This window comes from Pelagibacterium sp. (genome assembly GCF_035555455.1).
GTDB lineage: Bacteria > Pseudomonadota > Alphaproteobacteria > Rhizobiales > Devosiaceae > Pelagibacterium.
This window is the reverse complement of sequence record NZ_DATMGM010000066.1, coordinates 49,154-68,966: the sequence shown is the minus strand read 5'-3', so window position 1 is coordinate 68,966 and position 19,813 is coordinate 49,154. Positions and strand designations below refer to the sequence as shown.

Annotated in this window: 18 protein-coding genes and 1 tRNA gene; 12 read left to right on the top strand and 7 right to left on the bottom strand. The window is 60.7% G+C overall.

Going from position 1 to position 19,813, the window contains the following annotated elements; genetic code table 11:
* The first annotated feature begins 149 nt into the window (after positions 1-149).
* Positions 150-782 carry a S24 family peptidase gene (locus VNS12_RS13070; RefSeq protein ID WP_325488283.1) on the top strand — a complete coding sequence of 211 codons (633 nt, stop codon included), beginning with the start codon at positions 150-152 and terminating at the stop codon, positions 780-782.
* 37 nt (positions 783-819) lie between these two features.
* On the opposite strand, the gene VNS12_RS13065 is transcribed toward VNS12_RS13070, so the two are convergent.
* Entirely contained in the window at positions 820-2,481 is a 1,662-nt protein-coding gene (locus tag VNS12_RS13065; RefSeq protein ID WP_325488282.1) for a lysine--tRNA ligase, read from the bottom strand.
* Positions 2,482-2,723: 242 nt separating this feature from the next.
* Between VNS12_RS13065 and VNS12_RS13060 the strand changes: the two genes are divergently transcribed.
* Entirely contained in the window at positions 2,724-3,128 is a 405-nt protein-coding gene (locus VNS12_RS13060; RefSeq protein WP_325488281.1) for a tellurite resistance TerB family protein, read from the top strand.
* Here the strand turns inward: VNS12_RS13060 and VNS12_RS13055 are convergent, their stop codons facing one another.
* Positions 3,129-3,947: a transporter substrate-binding domain-containing protein gene (locus VNS12_RS13055; RefSeq protein WP_325488280.1), complete on the bottom strand. Its 819-nt coding sequence runs from the start codon at positions 3,945-3,947 to the stop codon at positions 3,129-3,131. It abuts the gene before it with no gap.
* Positions 3,948-4,044: 97 nt separating this feature from the next.
* Here VNS12_RS13055 and VNS12_RS13050 point away from each other — a divergent pair, with 97 nt between their 5' ends.
* Together VNS12_RS13050 and VNS12_RS13045 are read left to right on the top strand one after the other, a co-directional pair.
* Positions 4,045-5,928 (top strand): glycosyltransferase family 2 protein, encoded by a 1,884-nt coding sequence (locus tag VNS12_RS13050; protein ID WP_325488279.1) that lies wholly within the window; start codon positions 4,045-4,047, stop codon positions 5,926-5,928.
* An 80-nt stretch (positions 5,929-6,008) separates the two neighbouring features.
* Entirely contained in the window at positions 6,009-6,356 is a 348-nt protein-coding gene (locus VNS12_RS13045) for a hypothetical protein (protein WP_325488278.1), read from the top strand.
* Here the strand turns inward: VNS12_RS13045 and VNS12_RS13040 are convergent.
* From VNS12_RS13040 to VNS12_RS13030, 3 genes are all read right to left on the bottom strand, one after another.
* A complete protein-coding gene (locus VNS12_RS13040; RefSeq protein ID WP_325488277.1) occupies positions 6,336-7,535 on the bottom strand; it encodes a GNAT family N-acetyltransferase in 1,200 nt (399 codons plus the stop codon). The genes VNS12_RS13045 and VNS12_RS13040 overlap by 21 nt on opposite strands.
* Before the next feature lie 179 nt (positions 7,536-7,714).
* The gene (locus VNS12_RS13035) at positions 7,715-8,143 is read right to left on the bottom strand and encodes an FKBP-type peptidyl-prolyl cis-trans isomerase (protein WP_325488276.1); all 429 of its coding nucleotides are present in this window, start codon (positions 8,141-8,143) and stop codon (positions 7,715-7,717) included.
* Between the two features lie 114 nt (positions 8,144-8,257).
* Complete coding sequence (locus VNS12_RS13030; protein ID WP_325488275.1) at positions 8,258-8,446, bottom strand: hypothetical protein; 189 nt, start codon at positions 8,444-8,446, stop codon at positions 8,258-8,260.
* A 199-nt stretch (positions 8,447-8,645) separates the two neighbouring features.
* Between VNS12_RS13030 and VNS12_RS13025 the strand changes: the two genes are divergently transcribed.
* Genes VNS12_RS13025 through VNS12_RS13010 form a run of 4 tightly spaced genes read left to right on the top strand, consistent with a single transcriptional unit; the run spans position 8,646 to position 13,131 of the window.
* Positions 8,646-9,311 carry a TetR/AcrR family transcriptional regulator gene (locus tag VNS12_RS13025; RefSeq protein ID WP_325488274.1) on the top strand — a complete coding sequence of 222 codons (666 nt, stop codon included), beginning with the start codon at positions 8,646-8,648 and terminating at the stop codon, positions 9,309-9,311.
* A gap of 37 nt (positions 9,312-9,348) precedes the next feature.
* Positions 9,349-10,281, top strand: coding sequence for a TAXI family TRAP transporter solute-binding subunit (locus VNS12_RS13020; protein ID WP_325488273.1), 933 nt, complete (start codon positions 9,349-9,351; stop codon positions 10,279-10,281).
* A gap of 20 nt (positions 10,282-10,301) precedes the next feature.
* The gene (locus VNS12_RS13015) at positions 10,302-12,248 is read left to right on the top strand and encodes a TRAP transporter permease (protein ID WP_325488272.1); all 1,947 of its coding nucleotides are present in this window, start codon (positions 10,302-10,304) and stop codon (positions 12,246-12,248) included.
* A gap of 7 nt (positions 12,249-12,255) precedes the next feature.
* Positions 12,256-13,131, top strand: coding sequence for an amidohydrolase family protein (locus VNS12_RS13010; RefSeq protein WP_325488271.1), 876 nt, complete (start codon positions 12,256-12,258; stop codon positions 13,129-13,131).
* A gap of 123 nt (positions 13,132-13,254) precedes the next feature.
* Here the strand turns inward: VNS12_RS13010 and VNS12_RS13005 are convergent.
* Positions 13,255-13,328, bottom strand: a tRNA-Gly gene (locus VNS12_RS13005).
* 378 nt (positions 13,329-13,706) lie between these two features.
* On the opposite strand from VNS12_RS13005, the gene VNS12_RS13000 reads away from it, so the two are divergent.
* From VNS12_RS13000 to proX, 3 genes are all read left to right on the top strand, one after another.
* Positions 13,707-14,981, top strand: coding sequence for a quaternary amine ABC transporter ATP-binding protein (locus VNS12_RS13000; protein ID WP_325488270.1), 1,275 nt, complete (start codon positions 13,707-13,709; stop codon positions 14,979-14,981).
* Complete coding sequence (locus VNS12_RS12995; protein ID WP_325488269.1) at positions 14,974-15,909, top strand: ABC transporter permease; 936 nt, start codon at positions 14,974-14,976, stop codon at positions 15,907-15,909. Before VNS12_RS13000 ends, VNS12_RS12995 begins: the two co-directional genes overlap by 8 nt.
* Positions 15,910-16,064: 155 nt before the next feature.
* Positions 16,065-17,090 carry a glycine betaine/L-proline ABC transporter substrate-binding protein ProX gene (proX, locus tag VNS12_RS12990; protein WP_325488268.1) on the top strand — a complete coding sequence of 342 codons (1,026 nt, stop codon included), beginning with the start codon at positions 16,065-16,067 and terminating at the stop codon, positions 17,088-17,090.
* Positions 17,091-17,168: 78 nt separating this feature from the next.
* Here the strand turns inward: proX and VNS12_RS12985 are convergent, their stop codons facing one another.
* Complete coding sequence (locus VNS12_RS12985; RefSeq protein ID WP_325488267.1) at positions 17,169-18,272, bottom strand: 2'-deoxycytidine 5'-triphosphate deaminase; 1,104 nt, start codon at positions 18,270-18,272, stop codon at positions 17,169-17,171.
* A 310-nt stretch (positions 18,273-18,582) separates the two neighbouring features.
* On the opposite strand from VNS12_RS12985, the gene metZ reads away from it, so the two are divergent.
* Positions 18,583-19,791: an O-succinylhomoserine sulfhydrylase gene (metZ, locus tag VNS12_RS12980; protein WP_325488266.1), complete on the top strand. Its 1,209-nt coding sequence runs from the start codon at positions 18,583-18,585 to the stop codon at positions 19,789-19,791.
* Positions 19,792-19,813: the final 22 nt, after the last annotated feature.

Genomic DNA, 19,813 nt, shown 5'->3' with positions numbered 1-19,813 from the left:
AACAAGTGGTTCCACTTGTTCCCGAACCGCTCTAGCCCTGTGGGAAACCTCTGCCAAGGGCCGAAATGGCTTTACATCGCCAGCGCGGCGTAATAGGAATGATTTCCGCAAACTTCGGACATAAATCCTTTTCAGGGACCTTTCGTTCCATGCTGACTCATCGCTCACTATGGGAAGCCCTCGATGCTCTTGCCGAACGGCACGGGTTGTCGACCTCGGGGCTGGCCAAACTGGCGGGGCTGGATGCCACAGCGTTCAATCCGTCCAAGCGAGTCAGCAAGGATGGGCGAGAACGCTGGCCGTCAACCGAGTCAGTGGCCAAGGCGCTTGAAGCCACCGAGGAAACTTTTGATTCCCTGCTTTCAGGCAACCTGGATTACGCCCAGGGCACCCCCCGCATGGCGGTTCCCCTGCTTGGCTTTGCACAAGCGGGCTCAGGCGGTTATTTCGATGCCGCCGGTTTCCCGGCAGGACAGGGCTGGGATGAGGTGAGCTTTCCCGGCCTGGGCGATGGCAGCACCTATGCCCTCGAAGTCACCGGGGAGTCCATGCAGCCGCTCTATCGCGATGGCGACTACCTCATCGTCTCCCCCACCGAACAGTTGCGGCGCGGCGATCGGGTGGTGGTGCGGACGCAAGGCGGCGAGGTCATGGCCAAGATCCTGCATCGCCGCACCGAAAAACAGATCGAACTACATTCGATCAACCCGGACCACCCCCCGCGCCTCTTCCGGCCCGAGGAAATAGAATGGATTGCCCGCATCCTGTGGGCCAGCCAGTAGCCGCGCAGCCTCGCCCTTGCGGCATCGGCCGTCCGCCTTATCCCGCTTCAGCCTCGCTGGTAGTTGCGAGTTCGCCCCGCAGCGCTTTTTCGATCAATGCCCGTGTGTTGGCAATACCGTAGAGGGCAGCGAACGAGCCGAAGCGCGGTCCGCGTTGCTGCCCGATCAGCACCTGATAGATCATCTGGAAGAACGCTCCTGATACGCCCGGGCCGCCGCTTGGCCCGACCCTTGCGTGATCCTGATAGCGCTCGATCTCGCGCGCAACGTCGAGTGCCGCGTTCTGGATCGCTTCGCCATCAGCTCCCTCAGGCAGCGCGGCCAACGCTTCGGACAAGCCTTCCAGCGCCGCACGCTCCACATCGTCGGGAGCGCGATACGTCTTCACCACGAAATCCTGGAAATAGCGGACAGCATAGCCAACCAGCTCATCCAGATGAGGGTGCGTCTGGGGGCTTACATTTGGCGCGTAAGCGGAGATGAAACCCCACATCACATCGCGGTTTTCCGGATTTGATGCGGTCGCCAGGTTGAGCAGCAGCCCGAAAGTCACCGGCATGTCATAGGCAGGCGGGCGGCCCGAATGGATATGAAACGCCGGATTTTCCACCAAGGCCGCAGCGTCCTGCTTTTGAGCAGACGCGGCGAAGGTGAAATACTCGTCCACAGCCTTGGGAATCACGTCGAAATAAAGACGCTTGGCGGTGCGCGGCTTCTGAAACATGAACAGCGACAGGCTTTCCGAAGAAGCGTAGGTCAGCCATTCGTCGATCGAAATGCCATTGCCCTTCGACTTGGAAATCTTCTGGCCCTGTTCATCGAGGAACAGTTCATAGACGTAGTGCTCGGGCGGTGTGCCGCCGAGAATCGAGCAAATCCGATCATAAACGCCCTGATTGGTTTGATGGTCCTTGCCGAACATTTCGAAGTCGACGCCCAGCGCTGCCCAACGCATGCCGAAGTCGGGCTTCCATTGCAGCTTGACGTTGCCGCCGGTCACCCGAAGCGTCACGTCGCGCCCGTCCTCGTCCGCAAACGTCACCGTGCCGTCGCTGGCATTGATCTCCTTCATCGGCACATAGAGCACCCGCCCGGACGTCGGGGAGATCGGCAGGATCGGCGAATAGGTTGCCTGCCGTTCCGTGCCCAGCGTCGGCAGCATGACCGCCATGATGTCATCATAGCGTTCGAGCGCGCGCAGGAGCATGTCGTCGAATTTGCCCGACTTGTAATACTCGGTGGCGCTGGCAAACTCGTAGTCGAAACCGAAGGTATCGAGGAATCGGCGCAGCATGGCGTTGTTGTGGTCGCCAAAGCTTGGATATTCATTGCCCCAAGGGTCGGGAACCGCAGTCAGCGGCATCTGCAGATAGGGCTCCAGCGCCTCCCGAGAGGGGACGTTTTCGGGAATTTTGCGCATCCCGTCCATATCGTCAGAAAAGCAGATCAACCGGGTTTTGATCGCGTCTGCGGTGAGCAGGCGGAAGGCCGTCCGCACCATCGTGGTCCGCAAGACCTCGCCGAAAGTGCCGATGTGGGGCAGCCCCGAAGGTCCGTAGCCGGTTTCGAAGATTGCCTCACCCTTGCCCATTTTCTCGATCCGTTTGACGACCTTTCTCGCCTCTTCGAACGGCCATGCGCGGGCGTTCTGAGCTGCGGCGATCGCGGCGGGGTCGAGTGGTAGCAGGATCTTGGACACGGAGGGCCCTTCCTTTGAAGCTGGGGCGTGATCTGAAGCACATACAACGGTTCTGATCGAAATCGCGCTTTAATGCGTTTCGAATAACACGGGAAATCGATCAAAGCTGACGATATTCAAGCGCGCCCGGTGTTGCATCAAGAAACCCAAAGGTCAATGGCGGGCGGGCGTTTGGGCTGGCGCTTGCGCTTGTTGGCGCGCCCTTTTAGATTCAACGGCGACAATTCAATTCAGGTGCAGATATGCAGCTTACACCCGCCGATGCCCTCGTCCACGTTATGGTCATCACCGCCGTGTCCGACAAGGATGTGAACGATCATGAACTGGACCGCTTTGCGGCGCTGATTGGCCGGTGGCCGGTGTTCGAGACTTTCGATCTGGCACGACTTCCCGAAGTGGCAACATCCTGCGTCGATACCGTCAACAAGGCCGGGCTTGACGCCCTGCTCGGGCAGATTGCGGAAACGTTGGAACCGCGTCTGCAGGAAACCGCCTACGCGCTAGCGGTCGAAATCGCCACCGTCGATCTCACGCTCAATCAGGAAGAGCTGCGCATGCTCGAAATGATCCGGGATGCCTTTGCCATCGATCGGCTGACGACGGCGGCGATTGAGGCGTCGGCGCGGATTCGGCATCGAAAGCTTTGATCAATAAAAGCCCAGGGGGAACCAGCGCAGGTAGATTTCGTCCAGTTGCCCCTCCCGCTGTAATCGGGTCAGCGCCCAGTTGATGGCAACGCGCACATTGTCGAGGCCTTTGGGAACGGCCACCGCAAATCCTTCTCCGAACAGGTCCGGGCGGAAATAGGATTCTCCAACGAAATCACAACATTGCGGGTGGTCGTTGAGCCAGAATGCGGCCCGGGCTCCGTCACCGAAATAGACGTCCGCCTCCCCGGACGCCACGGCATCGAGCGCTGCGAACTCGCTGTCGTATCCGGCGATGGTTGTGCGCGGCAGCATGCGTTCCGCCAGCTGCGCGTGAGCCGAACCTTCGCGAACTGCGAGGGTTCCGGCCAAATTTTGTGGATTAAATGACGGTAAATTGGCGCGCGAAACCACGAACTTTGCGGGAAGTTGAAGGTAAATCCTGGAAAAATCAAACCGGCTTCCCGCCTCGCCCGCCATATCGAGACCGGCAATCAGTGCGTCGCCCTGATTTTCCGCCAGCGCGTCCTGGACGCGGTCCCAGGGCCAGGCCTGGATGGTGCACCGCGCTCCGAGCCGGGCGCAGATGGCGTCGGCAACGTCGATGTTGAACCCGACCAGCCTGCCTCCGGCATCAGAGTAATTGAACGGCGGGAAGTCGGCGGTCGTCAGAAAGCGCAAGGCCGGGATTGCGATGGCATCGAGCATGTCGTCCCGCGCGCCGGGATCGACATGGACAGGCAGGTTCTGCGCACCCGCCCCCGTGAATGCGGCCAACCCGATGATGATGGCAACTATGGCCGCTCGGAACGCTGGCATTGTCGATTTCCACAGCCCGTTGGGGATAACGCGCCTGTTATGGCTGATTGCCGTGATAATTGGTAGGGTGTGGCGGGGAAATGAGGGGCCAGTCGTCATGCAATCGTTTGACGCGACCGACCTTGCAAGAGCGCTGGTCGCGCTGCCGGATTGGCCTCGGCATCAGGCCGCTGCCGTGCTCGACCGGGCGCACCAGCTTGGGGTCGATCCGATGCTGGTGCTCGCTGGCCTCGATCCCCATGACAGGGAGTTGCCGTATCGTGAAGCGTCCCGCTTGCTCGGCCTTGCGCATTTCATTGATATTGCCCCGTTTCTCAAACCTTTTGATGCGAGCATCGATCTGGACGTGCTGAGCGGCCTTCGGTCGGTGCGGGGAATGGTGGGGCAGCAGGAAATGCTGTTCCTCGCCCCCAATTTTCATCATGTGGCGGCGCTGTCGGCCCATCTCGACAAGGATGAGACCCTGCGCAAAAAGCTGTGCATTGTCTCGCCGGCGACACTAGAGGCCGGACTTGCAGCGGCCAATTCGGACCTGCTGATCACCAATGCCCTGCAACGCCTGGCGCGTCGCTTCCCCCTGGCCAGCGCCCATCTTGACCTGCCGCTGCACACGCGGGTCGGCTTTGTCGCGGCGATGGCGGCGATCCTCATCGCAACCCTGACCCCGGCCCTGTTCATCTATCCCTATGTCCTGATGGCCGTGACCTTGATCCTGGCCGCGCCTTCGGTGTTCCGCCTCTGGGCGGCGATGACGTATGGGCGCAATCGCCCGCTGTCGCCCGCCTCCCTGCTGCCGGACCGGGCGCTGCCGCTCTACACCATCCTCATCCCGCTGCGCGACGAAGCCCATATGGTGCCGCAACTGGCCAAAGCCATGCGCAGGCTGGACTATCCACCCGAAAAGCTCGACATCAAATTCGTGGTCGAAAGCGCCAGCCCGCGAACCGTGACCGCGGTTCGCTCGATATTGGGCGACAGGCGTTTTTCCCTTGTCGTCGTCCCCCGCCACCGTCCCTTCACCAAGCCAAAGGCACTCAACTTCGCCCTGCCGCTGGCGCGGGGAGAGCATGTGGTGGTTTATGATGCCGAAGACCTGCCGGAGCCGGGGCAATTGCGGGCTGCGGCCAGCCTGTTTGCTGCCGAACCCAGCCTTGAATGCCTGCAAGGGGAACTGATCATCAACAACGCTTCGCGTGGCTGGATCACCCGCATGTTCGCCGGGGAATATGCGGGCCATTTCGGTGTTTTCCTGCCAGCGGTCGGTCGGGCAGGGTTTCCCATGCCGTTGGGAGGCACCTCCAACCATTTCCGCACGGCCACCCTGCGCCGGATCGGCGCCTGGGACGCCTTCAATGTGACCGAAGACGCGGATTTGGGAATTCGGATGGCCCGCCTCAACCTGCGGGTCGAAAGTCTGGCGACCAGCACCTGGGAAGAAGCCCCCGATACGATCGACAACTGGATCCGCCAGCGCTCTCGTTGGATCAAGGGCTGGGTGCAGACGCTGCTCGTCCATTCGGCCCGGCCCGCCAGGCTTCGGGCCGATCTGGGCTGGGCAAGCCTACTCGCCTTTTATGTCTTCGTCGGCGGCATGATTCTCTCGCTTGCCGCGCACGGGTTGTTCCTGATCTCAACGCTGGGGAGACTGGCCTACGAGCTGGCTGCGTTCGGCGCACCTGGCTTTTGGACTCTTGCCGGACTGATGGCGCTGCTCCTCGGATATGGCGGAGCGGCGGCAGTCAGCATCATCGGGCTGCAGCGTATTGATCGTCCTGACCTCATGCCCTCTGTCGTCGGGCTGCCGCTCTATTGGCTGCTTGCATGGTACGCGATGATGCGCGCTTGTTACGAACTGCTCTTCCGGCCCTATTACTGGTCCAAGACTGAGCATCGGGGGCTTGCCAAGCAGGCGGTGCGCCACGCGCCTAGTGAGTGGGTCTCTGAGGGACAGGCCGCACGGGATACGAAAGTATCCTTATAGCCAGTATATTCTCTATGTATGATACTGACGATATCCTGCCCGCGACGGGTTAGTATCTCAACGTGACCAAGAACTCCCTCATGCTCGCCAGCGCGAGCTATCAGATGGAAAAGGATGACCCGGCTTCCACCCGGGATCAGACCTTTGTTAAAAAGAGCGGGTGGAGATTGTCGCCCTGGATCCTGTTCCTGATTCTCGCAGGAGCTATAGGAATAGTACTGTCGCTGGTTCTTACCACGACGCATGTTCTGGAATACGTTCCTTTATCCGCGTTCATCGCGGGCATGCTCTATTGCCTGGGGCTGACCGTAACGGTGATCGTGACATCCGGTGCGCAAAGCTTCTGGATAACATGGGTGATGCGCCTTCTCATCCCGCTCCCGGCGGCGGCGCTTATCTGGTACGGTCTATTTTTCCTGGGCCTTTGATGCCCCCGGACGCTTTCGTGCAGATGCAACCGCCCGACGCACCGCGCGCGCCGCATTCCAGAGCGCTGGTGTCTGCTTGATCCTGCGCTTGAGCGACCGTGCGCCGCGGATGGCCGGAGCAGCCGCCCGCCCCGCAAGGGAGATCGGCAGCACGATATCGTACACTTCCTGCTTGTGGGTCCAGTCGGCCTTATAGTCGAAATCACCCAATCCCATATCAAGACTGGTGACCTCGTCGGCCCTCAATTCATCGACCAGCAGCGACAAGGTCACCCCCATCAGGGAATAGCGCGAGGCGTCCCCGGACTCGGTCGAATTTATATATTGCGAATAATGGTGCGGGCCGTAGGTGCCCACGCTGGTCGCGACGATCCGGTCCCCCGCGTACAGCGCATCGAAACTGATCGACGGCCGCTTGTGGCCAAGCCCCTCGACGGCCAGCGTTCGGAAAAACCGCCGGAACGCGGGCTGCGCAAAGACGTTCTCGACCCCCATCTTGGCAAAGCGTCGCTCGCGCTGATCCAGAAACACGGCGAGCACTGCATCGACCTCTGCTTCCGTCTGTGCCCTGTGGAGCCGCACGGGTCCAAATGTCTCGCCGAGCCGCCGGAAGGACCTGCGGATATTGGAGCGCCTTTTATGGGGCAGGGATTGCTCGAAAAAGGGCGCGGCGCCAGCCTCGATGTCGTTGATATAGAAGTGATCGGGGGCGACACTCCCCCCCAGCGCGGCCAGCGGATTGGCGTCCGGCCCGATGCGGGGGGCCACGCAGTGGAAATTGACCATATCCGCGGGAAGTTGAGCAAACCATTGGCGCAGCGCGTCGGGCGTGAGCAATCTCGCATGGTCACGATCGAACAGGGGGGCGTCGCCGTTGGAAATCTCCATGCCGATGATTTGGGCAATCCGCACCCCGAAGCGGCGCGTGATTTCAAAGGGAAACACCGCTATCGGCTTATCGCCCGCGAGGATTTCCATCACGGAAATCGGGCGCGGGGGCGCAAAACCGGAAGCGAGATAGGCCTCGACCCAGCCCAGGCGCTGATAGGGCGTGCAAACACCCTCCGCTTCGAGTTTGCGCCACGCAGACTGCGCAGAAGCGATGCTGTCGTGCAGTTTCATAACCGGATTATCGACCCGGGCCGTGCCGGCGCGATCGGTTCCCGTGGCGATACTCATTGTGTGCCTGCCCTGAGTTCCCAGATGCCCGAGTGTACGAGCCCTTCATCCCTTGTAAGGAAAATTCCCTCGCAAAGGCTGAACGAGCATAGGGCGTGAACGCGATACCCACGCTGGCTGGATTTTTTCTAAAGGACAGGGCCGCCGGGCCATTGTATCGAGGCCGGCTGCAAGACTTGTTACAGCACCTCGACCAGTTCAACGTCGAACACCAGGTCCTTGCCAGCCAGAGGGTGGTTGGCGTCGACCGTTATAGTGTCGTCGGCAGCCTCGATCACGGTCAGGGTCATCGTGCTGCCATCACCGCCGGTGGCCTGCAACAAGGCTCCGACCGACACATCGACCCCTTCGGGAATCTGGTCGCGCGGCACGCTCTGGATGCCTTCAGGACGATGCGGACCATAGGCGTCATCGGCGGGAATGGTCACCGTGTCCTTGTCGCCCACCCGCATGCCTTGGACCTTTTCGTCGAGACCCTTGATGATCTGGCCGGAGCCGACCTGGAATTCCAAAGGGTCGCGACCGGACGATGAATCGAATTCGGTGCCGTCAGTGAGGCGGCCCGTATAATGAATACGCACAGTATCGCCCTGTTTTGCCTGGGTCATGCTGTGTCCTTTTTTCTCGCTTGTGTGTCGGTGGCGTCCCACGCCCTGTCGGATGCGCTCGATATCGCGCCAATCTCGGCTACACCATCGGCGCGCACAAATTGAGGCTCGCTCTCAATATTTCGCCGTGGCATCGGAAGCGGGAAACGTTTCGTCCGCAGCCTCGTCCACGTCATCCCAATCCTGCTGGTCATCTCGTGTCGCCGCAACCCCGGCATCGCGCACCTGGATTTGCGATTCCCTGGGGCCAGGCACACGGGCGCGATCGAAGGCTACGGCTTTTTCACGGGATTTCTTCGCCATTGTCGTGCTCCTCAGAGCCCCTTGCTTTTCCGATTGAAACAGATGGGCGCTCTTTTCCTGGGCGTGTTCAGATAACGATCGAGACGGGCCCCGGTTGCACGGAAGGTGTCCCGGGATTTGTTTTTGGCGTTGACTCGCACAAGGAATTTATACAGTTGTACAAATAATGCGTACGACTGTACGATTTCGGAGGCCATTCATGTCACGGGGTAATGTGCGCGAGGCGCTGCTGGCAGCGGCCGTCAAACTGTTTTCCTCGAACGGCTACAATGCTGTATCGCTGCGGGCCATCGCCAAGGCCGCAGACGCCAATGTGGGCAGCCTCACCTATCATTTCGGGTCGAAGGCCGGGCTCGTGCGCGAAATCTACAAGCGGCACACCGAGCCGATGAACAATCGCCGCCTGGAACTTCTGGGCGAGGCGCGGCGCATACAGGACGTCGATGAACGCCTGATGGCGGTTTTGCGCGCCTATGTGCTGCCGGCCTTTTCCACCTCGTCCGATCATGACGGCGGCGGCGCGGAATTCACCCGGATGCGGGCGGTGTTCTCCGCCGAGGGCAACGACGATGCCCGCGCCATTATCGCCGGGGCTTTCGACACGACCAGCCGCGCCTTTTTGGAGGCCATCGCCGAATGCGTCCCGGGAGCCGACAAGGAAGGTCTCGTGTGGCGCAGCCAATTTCTGCTCGGCGCACTCTATTACGCGCTGGCCAATCCAGAACGCGTCACTCGCCTGTCTGATGGCGAGGTCGACGGGTATGACCGCGACAGGGCGGTCAACCAGATCGTGGCGGCAAGCTTTGCGAGCTTCCGGGATCTGGCCAACACGGACCGCCTGGAGCGGTCCAAAATCGCGGTTTGAATTTCCGCGTTTGTTTCAATCGGGAGGCTTCCTTCACATGACTTTGACCAAACTGCTCACAAGCGCCGGGATCGCGCTCGGCCTGATGGCCGCGCCCGTCCATGCCCAAGAGCGCATCTCCATCGGCACCGGCGGAACCGGCGGCCTGTTCTACGTGATCGGGGCCGGCATGGCCGAAGTGCTCAACCAGCACATGGACAATGCCTTCGCGCGTGCCGAAGTCACTGGCGCGTCGATCGAAAACATCCGTCGCGTGACGGCAGGACAGATGACGTTCGGTTTCTCCTCGTCGTCCACGCTTTATGAAGCCAGCGTTGGCGAAGGGCCGTTCGAAGAGGCCCTGCCGGTCGCTGCGATGGCCTATCTTTACCCTGCCATCCTGCAGATCGCGACGACCGCCAACACCGGCATCACCTCGATGGCCGATCTGGCTGGCAAGCGCGTCAACCTCGGCCCTCCGGGCTCGAACTCGGCTGTCCTGATGCAGCGGTTGCTTGAAGCCTACGGCGTGTTCAATCCGGGCAACGTTCAGTTCCTTTCCTATACCGAAGGAACCAACGCGCTGATGAACGAACAGATCGACGCGACTGTCGTTCTGGCTGGCGCACCGACCGCTGCCCTGATCGATCTGGGCGCCCAGCGCAAGATGGTGCTTCTCCCCGTTGATGAGGAAACCATCGCCCCGCTGATCGCTGAATACCCGTTCTATCAGGCGTACGAAATGCCTGCTGGTACCTATCCCGACCAGGATGAACCGGTCCTGGCCATCAATGATCCGGCAACGCTGTTCACGAGCCATTTCGAGTCCGATGAAACAGTTTACGCCATCACCAAAGCCATCTTCGACAATCTCGACGAACTGGCCCAGGTCCATCCGGAAGCTGGCAACATCAGCATCGAAACCGGTGTGAACACGCCGATCCCGCTGCATCAGGGCGCTCAGCTCTACTTTAACGAACAGGCCCAGTAGCCGAAATCACAGGCCCGACCATGCTCGAAAAACTCAGTGCACTGCGGCTGCCTTCCGCACAAGCCGGCAATCGGGAGGCGACAGTCGTCTCCACCCTTTATGTCGGGTTCGCGGTCATCGCCGCCGCGCTCGTTCTCTACGGCGCCTTCTATGGCGGCATCACCGCGCTGCTGTTGCGCTCGCTGTTCTTTTCGGTGGTAGCATCGGCCGGGCTCATGGCGGTCGCCCTCGAACGGCGATCGCCATGGCTTCGGGGCGCGCTCTATCTCGTCGCTCTTGTTGCCCTCCTGCCTGGACCCTATCTCTGGCAGTCGTATTTCGACATCATCATGCGTGGTGCCATCGCGACCCCGCTTGATGAAATCATGTTCCTCGCAACGCTCTTTGTGGTGCTGCTGCTGGTCCGGCTTACGCTCGGCTGGTCGCTGCTCATCCTGAGCGTCCTTGGGCTTGCCTATGCCTATTTCGGCTATCTGATCGAAGGGCGCTACGGACACGGGGGATATGATATCTCCCGGCTTGCCTCGACGCTGTTTCTCTCGACCGAAGGCTTTTACGGCGTCCCGATGGGCGTTGCCGTCGAATACATTTTCCTGTTTGCGTTTCTGGGCATGTTGCTCATGCGCATCGGCACGGGCGAAGTGTTCGTCAATATCGCCCGCGGCATCACCGGGCGGGTTCAGGGCGGAGCCGGACTGTCGGCCACGCTCGCCAGCGCCATGCTGGGGACCATCAACGGCAGCGCCGTCGCCAACGTGGTGACCACCGGCAATTTCACTATCCCGCTGATGCGCCGCACCGGCTTTTCCGCCAAGACTGCGGGCGCAATCGAAGCCGCGTCATCGTCTGCCGGGCAGATTCTGCCGCCGATCATGGGCGCAGCAGCGTTTCTGATGGCCGAGATCGTCGGGGTTCCGTACGCGCAGATCGCGCTCGCGGGGCTGATTCCGGGCCTTCTCTATGTCATGGCCCTGATGATTTCGGTGCGCCTCGAAGCGGGCCGGCTCAATCTGGAGCGTGACACCGGGGGCGGGCTGAAGCTGCTCAAGGAAACGTTGCTCAAGCAGGGTTATCTGCTGCTCCCGATCATCGGACTCATCGGCATGATGGTTGCCGGCACCACCCCGACCAAGGCCGCTGTGTATTGCATCGTCTTTGCCCTGTTCCTGAGCCCGTGGCGCAAGGAGACCCGGGTCGGCCTCGTCGATCTGCTCGGGGTCTGCCGTGGCACGCTAATGTCGACGCTGCCCATCGTGGCCGCTGTCGCCGCAGCTGGGGCGGTCATTGGTGTCCTCAACCTCACCGGCATGGGCCTGATGGTTTCGAGCCTGATTGTCGAAATCGGTGGCACCAATCTCTGGCTCATCCTGCTGCTGGCTGCGTTTGCCGCCTTCGTCCTCGGCATGGGCCTGCCCACCTCGGCAGCTTACCTGCTTCTGGCCGTGCTGGTTGCGCCGGCCCTGATCCGGCTGGGCGTCGACCCGATCGTGGCTCACATGTTCATTTTCTACTTTGGACTTGTCTCGGCCATCACGCCGCCGGTTGCACTGGCCGCATATGCAGCCGCATCGATCTCAGGTGCCGACGCCAATGCGACAGCGGTGGAATCGATCCGACTGGGCTTTGTGAAGCTGTTGGTGCCGTTCATGTTCGTCACCATGCCGGGCCTGCTCTTCCGAGACGGCGCTGTGCAGATCTGGCTCGCCATCCCGCTCGCAACAGTCGGCATTATTACCCTGTCCATCGCGTTTTCGGGTTGGTTTGTTCGTCCCCTGAGCTGGATGGAACGGGGCATCATCTTCGTCGGATCGGGCCTTCTCTTGTGGCCGAGCCCGGTGGATGCCGTCGACCCAACCACGCTCGTGGCCCGTGCCGCCGGCTTCATCATCCTCGGGGGCGTCCTCTGGCGCGTGCTGAATACGGCCCCGAAGGTTTCTTTCCAGGCAAAAAACCAGGCTCAAGCATAAAAAGACTATGTCCGCTCCATCCCTCCCCCCCTGCCCCACTCCCAGCAAGCCAGCCATCGCCCTCCCTGAGGGGGCGTGCGACGCCCATTGCCACGTCTTTGGGCCAGGCGACGTCTTTCCTTACTCTTCGGCAGCCACCTACCGGCCTGACGATGCTCCCAAGGATAAATTGTTCGCCCTGCACCGGCATCTGGGACTGTCCCGTTCGGTGATCGTTCAGGCGAGCTGCCATGGTACGGACAATGCCGCCATGGTCGATGCCCTCGAAGCCGGAAACGGCAATTATCGCGGCATCGCCATGGTCGACCGTGACGTGACCTCCGCTGAGCTGGAGGCGCTCGACGCAGCAGGAGTGCGCGGTGTCCGCTTCAACTTCGTCGCCCATCTGGGCGACGCTGCAGACAAGGACGCGGTGCGCGAGATCGTCGAGAAGATCAAACCGCTGGGCTGGCACATCGTGGTGCACTTCGATTCCCATTGGCTCGAAGACCTGGCGCCGTTCCTCAAGGCCCTCGATATCGTCACCGTCATCGATCACATGGGCCGCATCGACGCCAGCGCCGGTGTGGAGCAAAGGGCATTCCGCCTGCTGCTCGACCTGCTGGAAGACGAGCGCTTCTGGGTGAAAGTGTGTGGCTCGGAGCGCCTGTCGCGCACCGGACCGCCGTTTCATGACGCAGCGGATTACGGCCGATTGCTGGTGGAACGGTTTCCTGACCGCGTATTGTGGGGAACCGACTGGCCGCATCCCAACATCAAAAAGCATATGCCGGACGACGGGGAGCTTGTGAATCTTCTCAAGATCATCGCCCCGACCGCCGAACACTTGCAAAAGCTGCTGGTCGACAATCCGTCCAAACTCTATTGGCCGGAAGTACTCTGAACACACTCAACTTAAAAAAGGGCCGGTCATTTGACTGGCCCTTTTTTATTCCCGCAACGACAACAACGGCAGCCCCGTTTGCAGGGAGTCCGGCGTAATTGAGTACGGGAGAGGGTGAGGAAATGGAGCGGGTGAAGGGAATCGAACCCTCGTCGTAAGCTTGGGAAGCTTCTGCTCTACCATTGAGCTACACCCGCCGACTCCGGTGCGGAGGAGAAGTTTTTGCGGCAAAATCGTGCGACCGTCAAGCCATCGCGCCCGATCCGCACAGCCAAATGCACCGAACGAGCGGCACCATATTAATCCGACGAATCCCAGTCATACCAGCGGTTTCGAGCCAATTCGGATTGCCATTCCGTGATCTGATATCACGAATTGCGGCAAAAAATCGAACTCCTCCGGTTGATCTCACCGCCCCGTCGCCCTATTATCTTCCGTTAACAACTCACGACCACGTCGATTCCGGCCAGAATGATAAATCATCTGTGGCCCGGAAATTTCTATGCTCAGAAGAACAGAGTGAATACAAATGTATATTTACAATCTTCGTGGTCAAATTGTCAAGAAAGGGGCTCATGCCTGTCAAGTTAGCGGTACGAAACGTTTTCAAGATCTTTGGCGAAAGGACAGAAGCCGCTCTCCAGCAGCTCGCCGAGGGCAAGACTAAAGAGGAAATCCTCGAATCCACGGGCGCCACGGTCGGCGTGCAGGATGCGAGCTTCGATGTCGGCGAAGGCGAAATCTTCGTCGTCATGGGACTCTCGGGATCCGGCAAATCCACCCTGGTGCGGATGCTCAACGGGTTGATCGCCCCGACGTCGGGCGCGATCCTCATTGATAGCGAAGACGTCGCCAGCTGCGGACGTCGCCAGTTGCGCGACATCCGGCGCGACAAGATCGCCATGGTGTTCCAGCATTTCGCCCTCTTCCCGCATTGGACGGTGGCGGAAAACGCTGCCTATGGCCTGCGGGTCAAGGGCATGAAGCGGGACGAGCGCCGCGAAAAAGCGCTCAAGGCCCTCGAACAGGTGGGACTTACCGCGTGGGCGGACAGCCTGCCTTCAGAGTTGTCGGGCGGCATGCAGCAGCGGGTCGGCCTCGCCCGGGGCCTCGCGACCGAGCCGGAAGTTCTGCTCATGGACGAGCCGTTCGGCGCGCTCGATCCGCTGATCCGGCGTGAAATGCAGGACGAACTGCTGGTCCTGCAAAAGTCACTCAAGAAAACCATCGTTTTCATCACCCACGACCTCAACGAGGCCCTGCTGCTGGGCGACAAGATCGCCATCATGAAGGATGGGCGCTTTGTGCAGGTCGGAACGGCGCAAGAGATCGTTTCCAATCCGGCTGACGACTATGTGGCGGCGTTTGTCGCCGATATCGACCGTGGCCGGGTGTTTACGGCGGAAGATGTCTCCAACGACCCCGCTGCGATGAAACTGGGCTCGGACAACGCTGAAGATGCCATGCGCGCAATGGAAGACCTCAATCGCAACGCGCTCTACGTGGTCGACGACAAGGACAACATCGCCGGGGTGGTTACCTATCAGGACCTCGCCGCCGCGACGCTGGACGAGGCTACTCCGAACCCGGTGCTCGAAGAGGTGATGATCACCGACTACCCCACTGTCGATGCCGACGCGCAGCTCAATGAGCTTTATGGCGCGGCGAGCGGCGGATTACCTATCGCAGTGACCGACGATCGCGACCGATTGGTTGGCGTCGTCGAACCGGAGGCGGTATTCGCCCAGCTTTCCGGCGATTGCGAGACTGACGCCGAGTGTCCGTCCGAAGATGATGACGCCGCCGCCTCCCTTGAAACACCGAAAACAAAGGAGCGCGAAGATGCTTAGTCCTGGCGACCTCCTCGTCCTCCCGTTCGACGACTGGATCAATGGCTTCGTACGCGGATGGCTCGTGCCTAATTTCCGCCCTGCATTCAGGGCTGCCCAGGTGCCGATCACGCTGGTGCTGAACTGGCTCGATTATTTCTTCAATGCGGTGCCCATGGTTGTGACCACCGGCGTTTTCGCGCTGGCGGCCTGGAAGTGGGCCGGGCGCGCCATGGCGATCTTCACCCTGGTGGGCTTTGCGTTCATCGACATGATCGGGTTGTGGCCGCATACGATGACCACGCTGGCCATGATCATCACCTCGGTGCTGTTCTGCGCCGTGATCGGCATTCCGGCCGGTATTCTGGCTGCCCGCAGCGATATGGTGTGGAAGGTTCTGCGCCCTGTGCTCGACATCATGCAGACCATCCCCTCCTTCGTCTATCTGGTGCCCATCGTGATGCTGTTCGGCGTCGGCATGGCCCCGGGTATCATCGCGACCATCATCTTTGCGTTGCCCCCGATCATCCGGCTGACCAATCTGGGCATCCGCAATGTTCGCGGCGACCTGATCGAAGCCGCGCAAGCGTTCGGCTCGACCGGATGGCAGATGCTGACGGACCTGCAATTCCCGCTGGCGCTGCGCACAATCATGGCCGGGCTCAATCAGACGCTGATGCTGGCGCTGTCGATGGTGGTGATCGCCGCGCTGATCGGCGCGGGTGGTCTGGGACTGGTGGTCAACACCGGGCTGGGACGCCTTGATGTCGGCGGAGCAACAGCTGGTGGCGTCGGCATCGTCATCCTTGCCATCGTGCTCGACCGGATCACGCAGGGACTGGGCGAACAGAACCAGGCCCAGACGGTATCGTTCCGCGCTGTGCTGTCCAACCTGTTCCGGCTCAAGGGTACGCATGTGCCCGTCGCCGAGGCCCGCAAGGCAAGCTGACGCTAACGCACTGGAAAACCGGGCTTTCTTCGGCCTTTTCAATGATGCGGCGGCCTTTGGCCGTCGCCTCTGTCGCCCGCGCCTTGGCGCCGGCCTTCGCATGGCGGGATTATCCCGTCCATATGAGAACCAAAAGAAAAGGAGACAAAAACATCATGTTCAGTCTCAAAAAACTCCTGACAACCCTGTCCGCAGCCGCTCTTGTGAGCACTGCACCCGTCGCTGCGATTGCACAGGACCAGCCCGGTGCGGGCGTCTCGATGATCATGGCGCAGCCGACCTGGGACACGGGCTGGTTTCAGACCGAAATCTTCAAGCAGATGTTCGAGGAACTGGGCTATTCGATCAACGCCCCGCTCACCCTCGACAATCCGGCTTTCTATCAGTCGGTGGGCTATGGGGATGTGACGCTCTGGGTCGATGGATGGTTCCCGATTCACAATACCTACACCCATGCTTTTGAAGGCAGTGCCGAAATCATCGGGCCGGTGGTTTCGGGCGGCGCTCTCGAAGGTTATCTCGTTGACGCTGCTTCCGCAGAGGAATTCGGGATTACGTCGCTCGACGATTTCAAGCGTGATGACGTCAAGGCCGCGTTCGACCGCGATGGGGATGGCCGTGCCGATCTCGTTGCCTGCCCGCCGGGCTGGGGATGCGAGCTGACAATCGAGCATCACTTCGAGGCCTATGACCTTGATTCACATATCAATCCCATCAAGGCGGGCTACGCTTCGGCCATGGCGGACGCGGTGGCGGCGTATGAGACCGGGAGTCCGATCCTGTTTTATACATGGACGCCGAACTGGACCGTCAACGAGTTGATCCCGGGCGAGGATGTCGTCTGGATCGAGGTGCCGGAAGTGAGCCTGCCTGACGATATGGCGGACCTTGTCGATGCGGCGACCCGCAGCGGTGTCGAAGGTTGCGTCAATGATCCGTGCATGCTGGGCTTCCCCGCCAACACGATCGATGCGGTCGCAAACACCGCATTTCTCGATGAAAATCCGGCGGTTAGGGCCCTTCTCGAAGCGGTCGAAATCCCGATCACCGACGTTTATGCGCAGAACGCTGCGATGAATGATGGCGATGATGACATCGAAGCGCAGGCGGCCCAGTGGATCGCGGACAACCGCGCCCAGGTTGATGGCTGGCTCGAAACTGCGCGTGCTGCGGCGCAGTAACCGGGCGTAACAAGATAACGAAAAGGCCGGGGAGACCCGGCCTTTTTGCTCATCCTTGCTCCCAACCTTGGGAGAAGATCAGGGATAATTCCTGAAATGCTTGGAAAGTTTGAGGCTTTGGGCCTGATAGTTGGATCCGATTTCCGTGCCGTACAGGGTGGCAGGCCGCTCGGCCATCCGCTCATAAATCAGCCGACCGATGGTCTGGCCGTGACCGAGCAGGAACGGCACCTCGCGACTGCGCACTTCGAGCACGGCGCGCGAGCCTGTCCCCCCTGCCGCCGAATGACCAAACCCGGGATCGAAGAACCCGGCATAGTGCACCCGGAACTCTCCGACCAGCGGATCGAACGGCACCATCTCGGCAGCATAGTCGGGCGGGACATGCACACTCTCGCGTGAAACGAGGATGTAGAATTCATCGGGATCGAGGATCAGCTCACCCGAGCCGCGATTGACCAGCGGCTCCCAGAAGTCGAGCACATCAAGGGCATCCTTACGATCGACATCGACAACCGCCGTGTGGCGCTTGGAGCGAAACCCGATAAGCCCGTCGCGGCCCTCGCCTTCCAGATCGATCGAGAGCGACACGCCCTCACCGACATCGAGGTTGGGATCGAACACCAGCGTCTGGCTGGCATGGAGGGCTTTGTGCTCGGCGACGGAAAGCCGAACGTCGCCAACCCGGAACCGCATCTGGGACAGACGCGAGCCGGTGCGCACCAGAACGGGGAAGGTGCGCGGCGAGATTTCAAGATACAGCGCGCCACTGTAACCGGCCGGTACGATGTCGAAGCTGCGCGCCTTGTCGGTGATGACCCGGGTGAAGATATCGAGCCGTCCCGTCGAGGATTTTGGATTGGCGGAAGCGCTGACCGTTTCGGGCAGATCGAGGGTTTCGAGCAGGGGCACGATATAGACGCAGCCGCGTTCGAGCACCGCGCCATCGCTGAGGTCAATTTCGTGCAGCTTGAGGGTTTCGATCCGTTCAGCAACGGTCTTTTCCGGGCCGGGCAGGAAACTGGAGCGCACCCGGAACGCCTTCCGGCCCAGACGCAGATCGAGACTGGCAGGCTGAATCTGATCGGGGTCGAAGGGCCTGCCGACGCTAATTGCGCCCTCTTGCGCCAGTTGATCGATCAGCCGGGCCGAAAAAATCCCGGTTGGCCATGCGTTGCTCATTTGCCCTGCCGCCCTCGTGCATTGTGTTTGGCCCGGCTTAGCAAATCGAAGCGATTGACGCCAACGGCGATTTGGCAGTAAGTCAGCGCTGATCGAATTTTTACATTCGGTTGGTGGTGATTTGGCCGGTCCGATTGCAGGCCACCACGGATACTCTCTTGCTCGTATCCGCTCACATTTCCAACCGGGTCGCCACCAGGCAGCACACCTGTCTTCTGGCAGCCTTTTTGGAAAAGTATTTCTGCTAAAGAGACCAGTTCGAACCGGCCGCTCGATGCGCGCCGGTTTTTTGCTTTTCCGAGGAACTCCCATGTCCGACAAATCCGGCAACCCGCTTGCAGACCCCACCCGCCGCCGGGCACAGACGATGTTGGTGCATGGGGGCATGGAGCGCAGCCAGCACGGCGAGACCTCGGAAGCGCTGTTCTTCAATTCAGGCTATGTCTATCCGACCTCGGCAGGCGCGGAATCGCGCTTCAATGGCGAGGAACCGGGTTTCATCTATTCGCGCTTTTCCAACCCCACGGTGGAGATGTTCCAACAGCGCATGGCCCTGCTCGAAGGGGCCGAGGCAGCCCGCGCCACCGCCACCGGAATGGCCGCGGTAACCACCGCCGTCATGAGCCAGGTGCGCAGCGGCGACCATATCGTTGCGGCACGCGCCCTGTTCGGCGGCTGTCGTTTTGTCGTCGAGACCTACATGCCGCGCTGGGGGGTGGAGTCCACGCTGGTCGATGGCCGCGATCCGGAAAACTTCGCCCGCGCCATGCGCCCCAACACCAAGGTGGTGTTCATCGAAACGCCGACCAATCCAACGCTGGATCTGGTCGATATCGAAGCTGTCGCCAAAATCGCCCATGCGCATGGCGCGGTGCTGATCGTCGACAACGTCTTTGCCACCCCGATCTGGCAAAAGCCGCTGGCGCTGGGGGCCGATCTGGTCACCTATTCGGCCACCAAACATATCGATGGCCAGGGGCGCGCCATGGGCGGCATCATCCTTGGCAACCGCGACCTGATCGAGGCTGATATCCATACGATCATCCGCCAGACCGGGCCTTCGATCAGCCCGTTCAACGCCTGGGTGTTGCTCAAGGGACTTGAAACGCTTGCCGTACGCGTCAGGGCGATGACCGACAGCGCGGCGCGGATTGCCGATTTCCTTGCCAGCCACCCAAAGATCGAGGCGCTGCATTACCCATACCATCCTTCCCATCCGCAATATGAACTGGCCAAGCGCCAGATGAGCGGAGGATCGACACTGGTGGCGTTCACACCGAAGGGCGGCAAAGAAGCGGCGTTCACTGTGGCCGATGCGCTGGCGATCGTCGCGATTTCCAACAATCTGGGCGATGCCAAATCGATCATCTCGCACCCGGCGACCACCACCCATCAGCGTTTTTCCCAAGCCGAGCAGATCGAGATGGACATCACCCCCGGGCTGCTACGACTGTCGGTGGGGCTGGAAGACGCGGATGACCTTCTGGCCGATCTTGCTTACGCGTTCGACCAGCTCTGATCCCGCAGCGCGGGCATGGAGA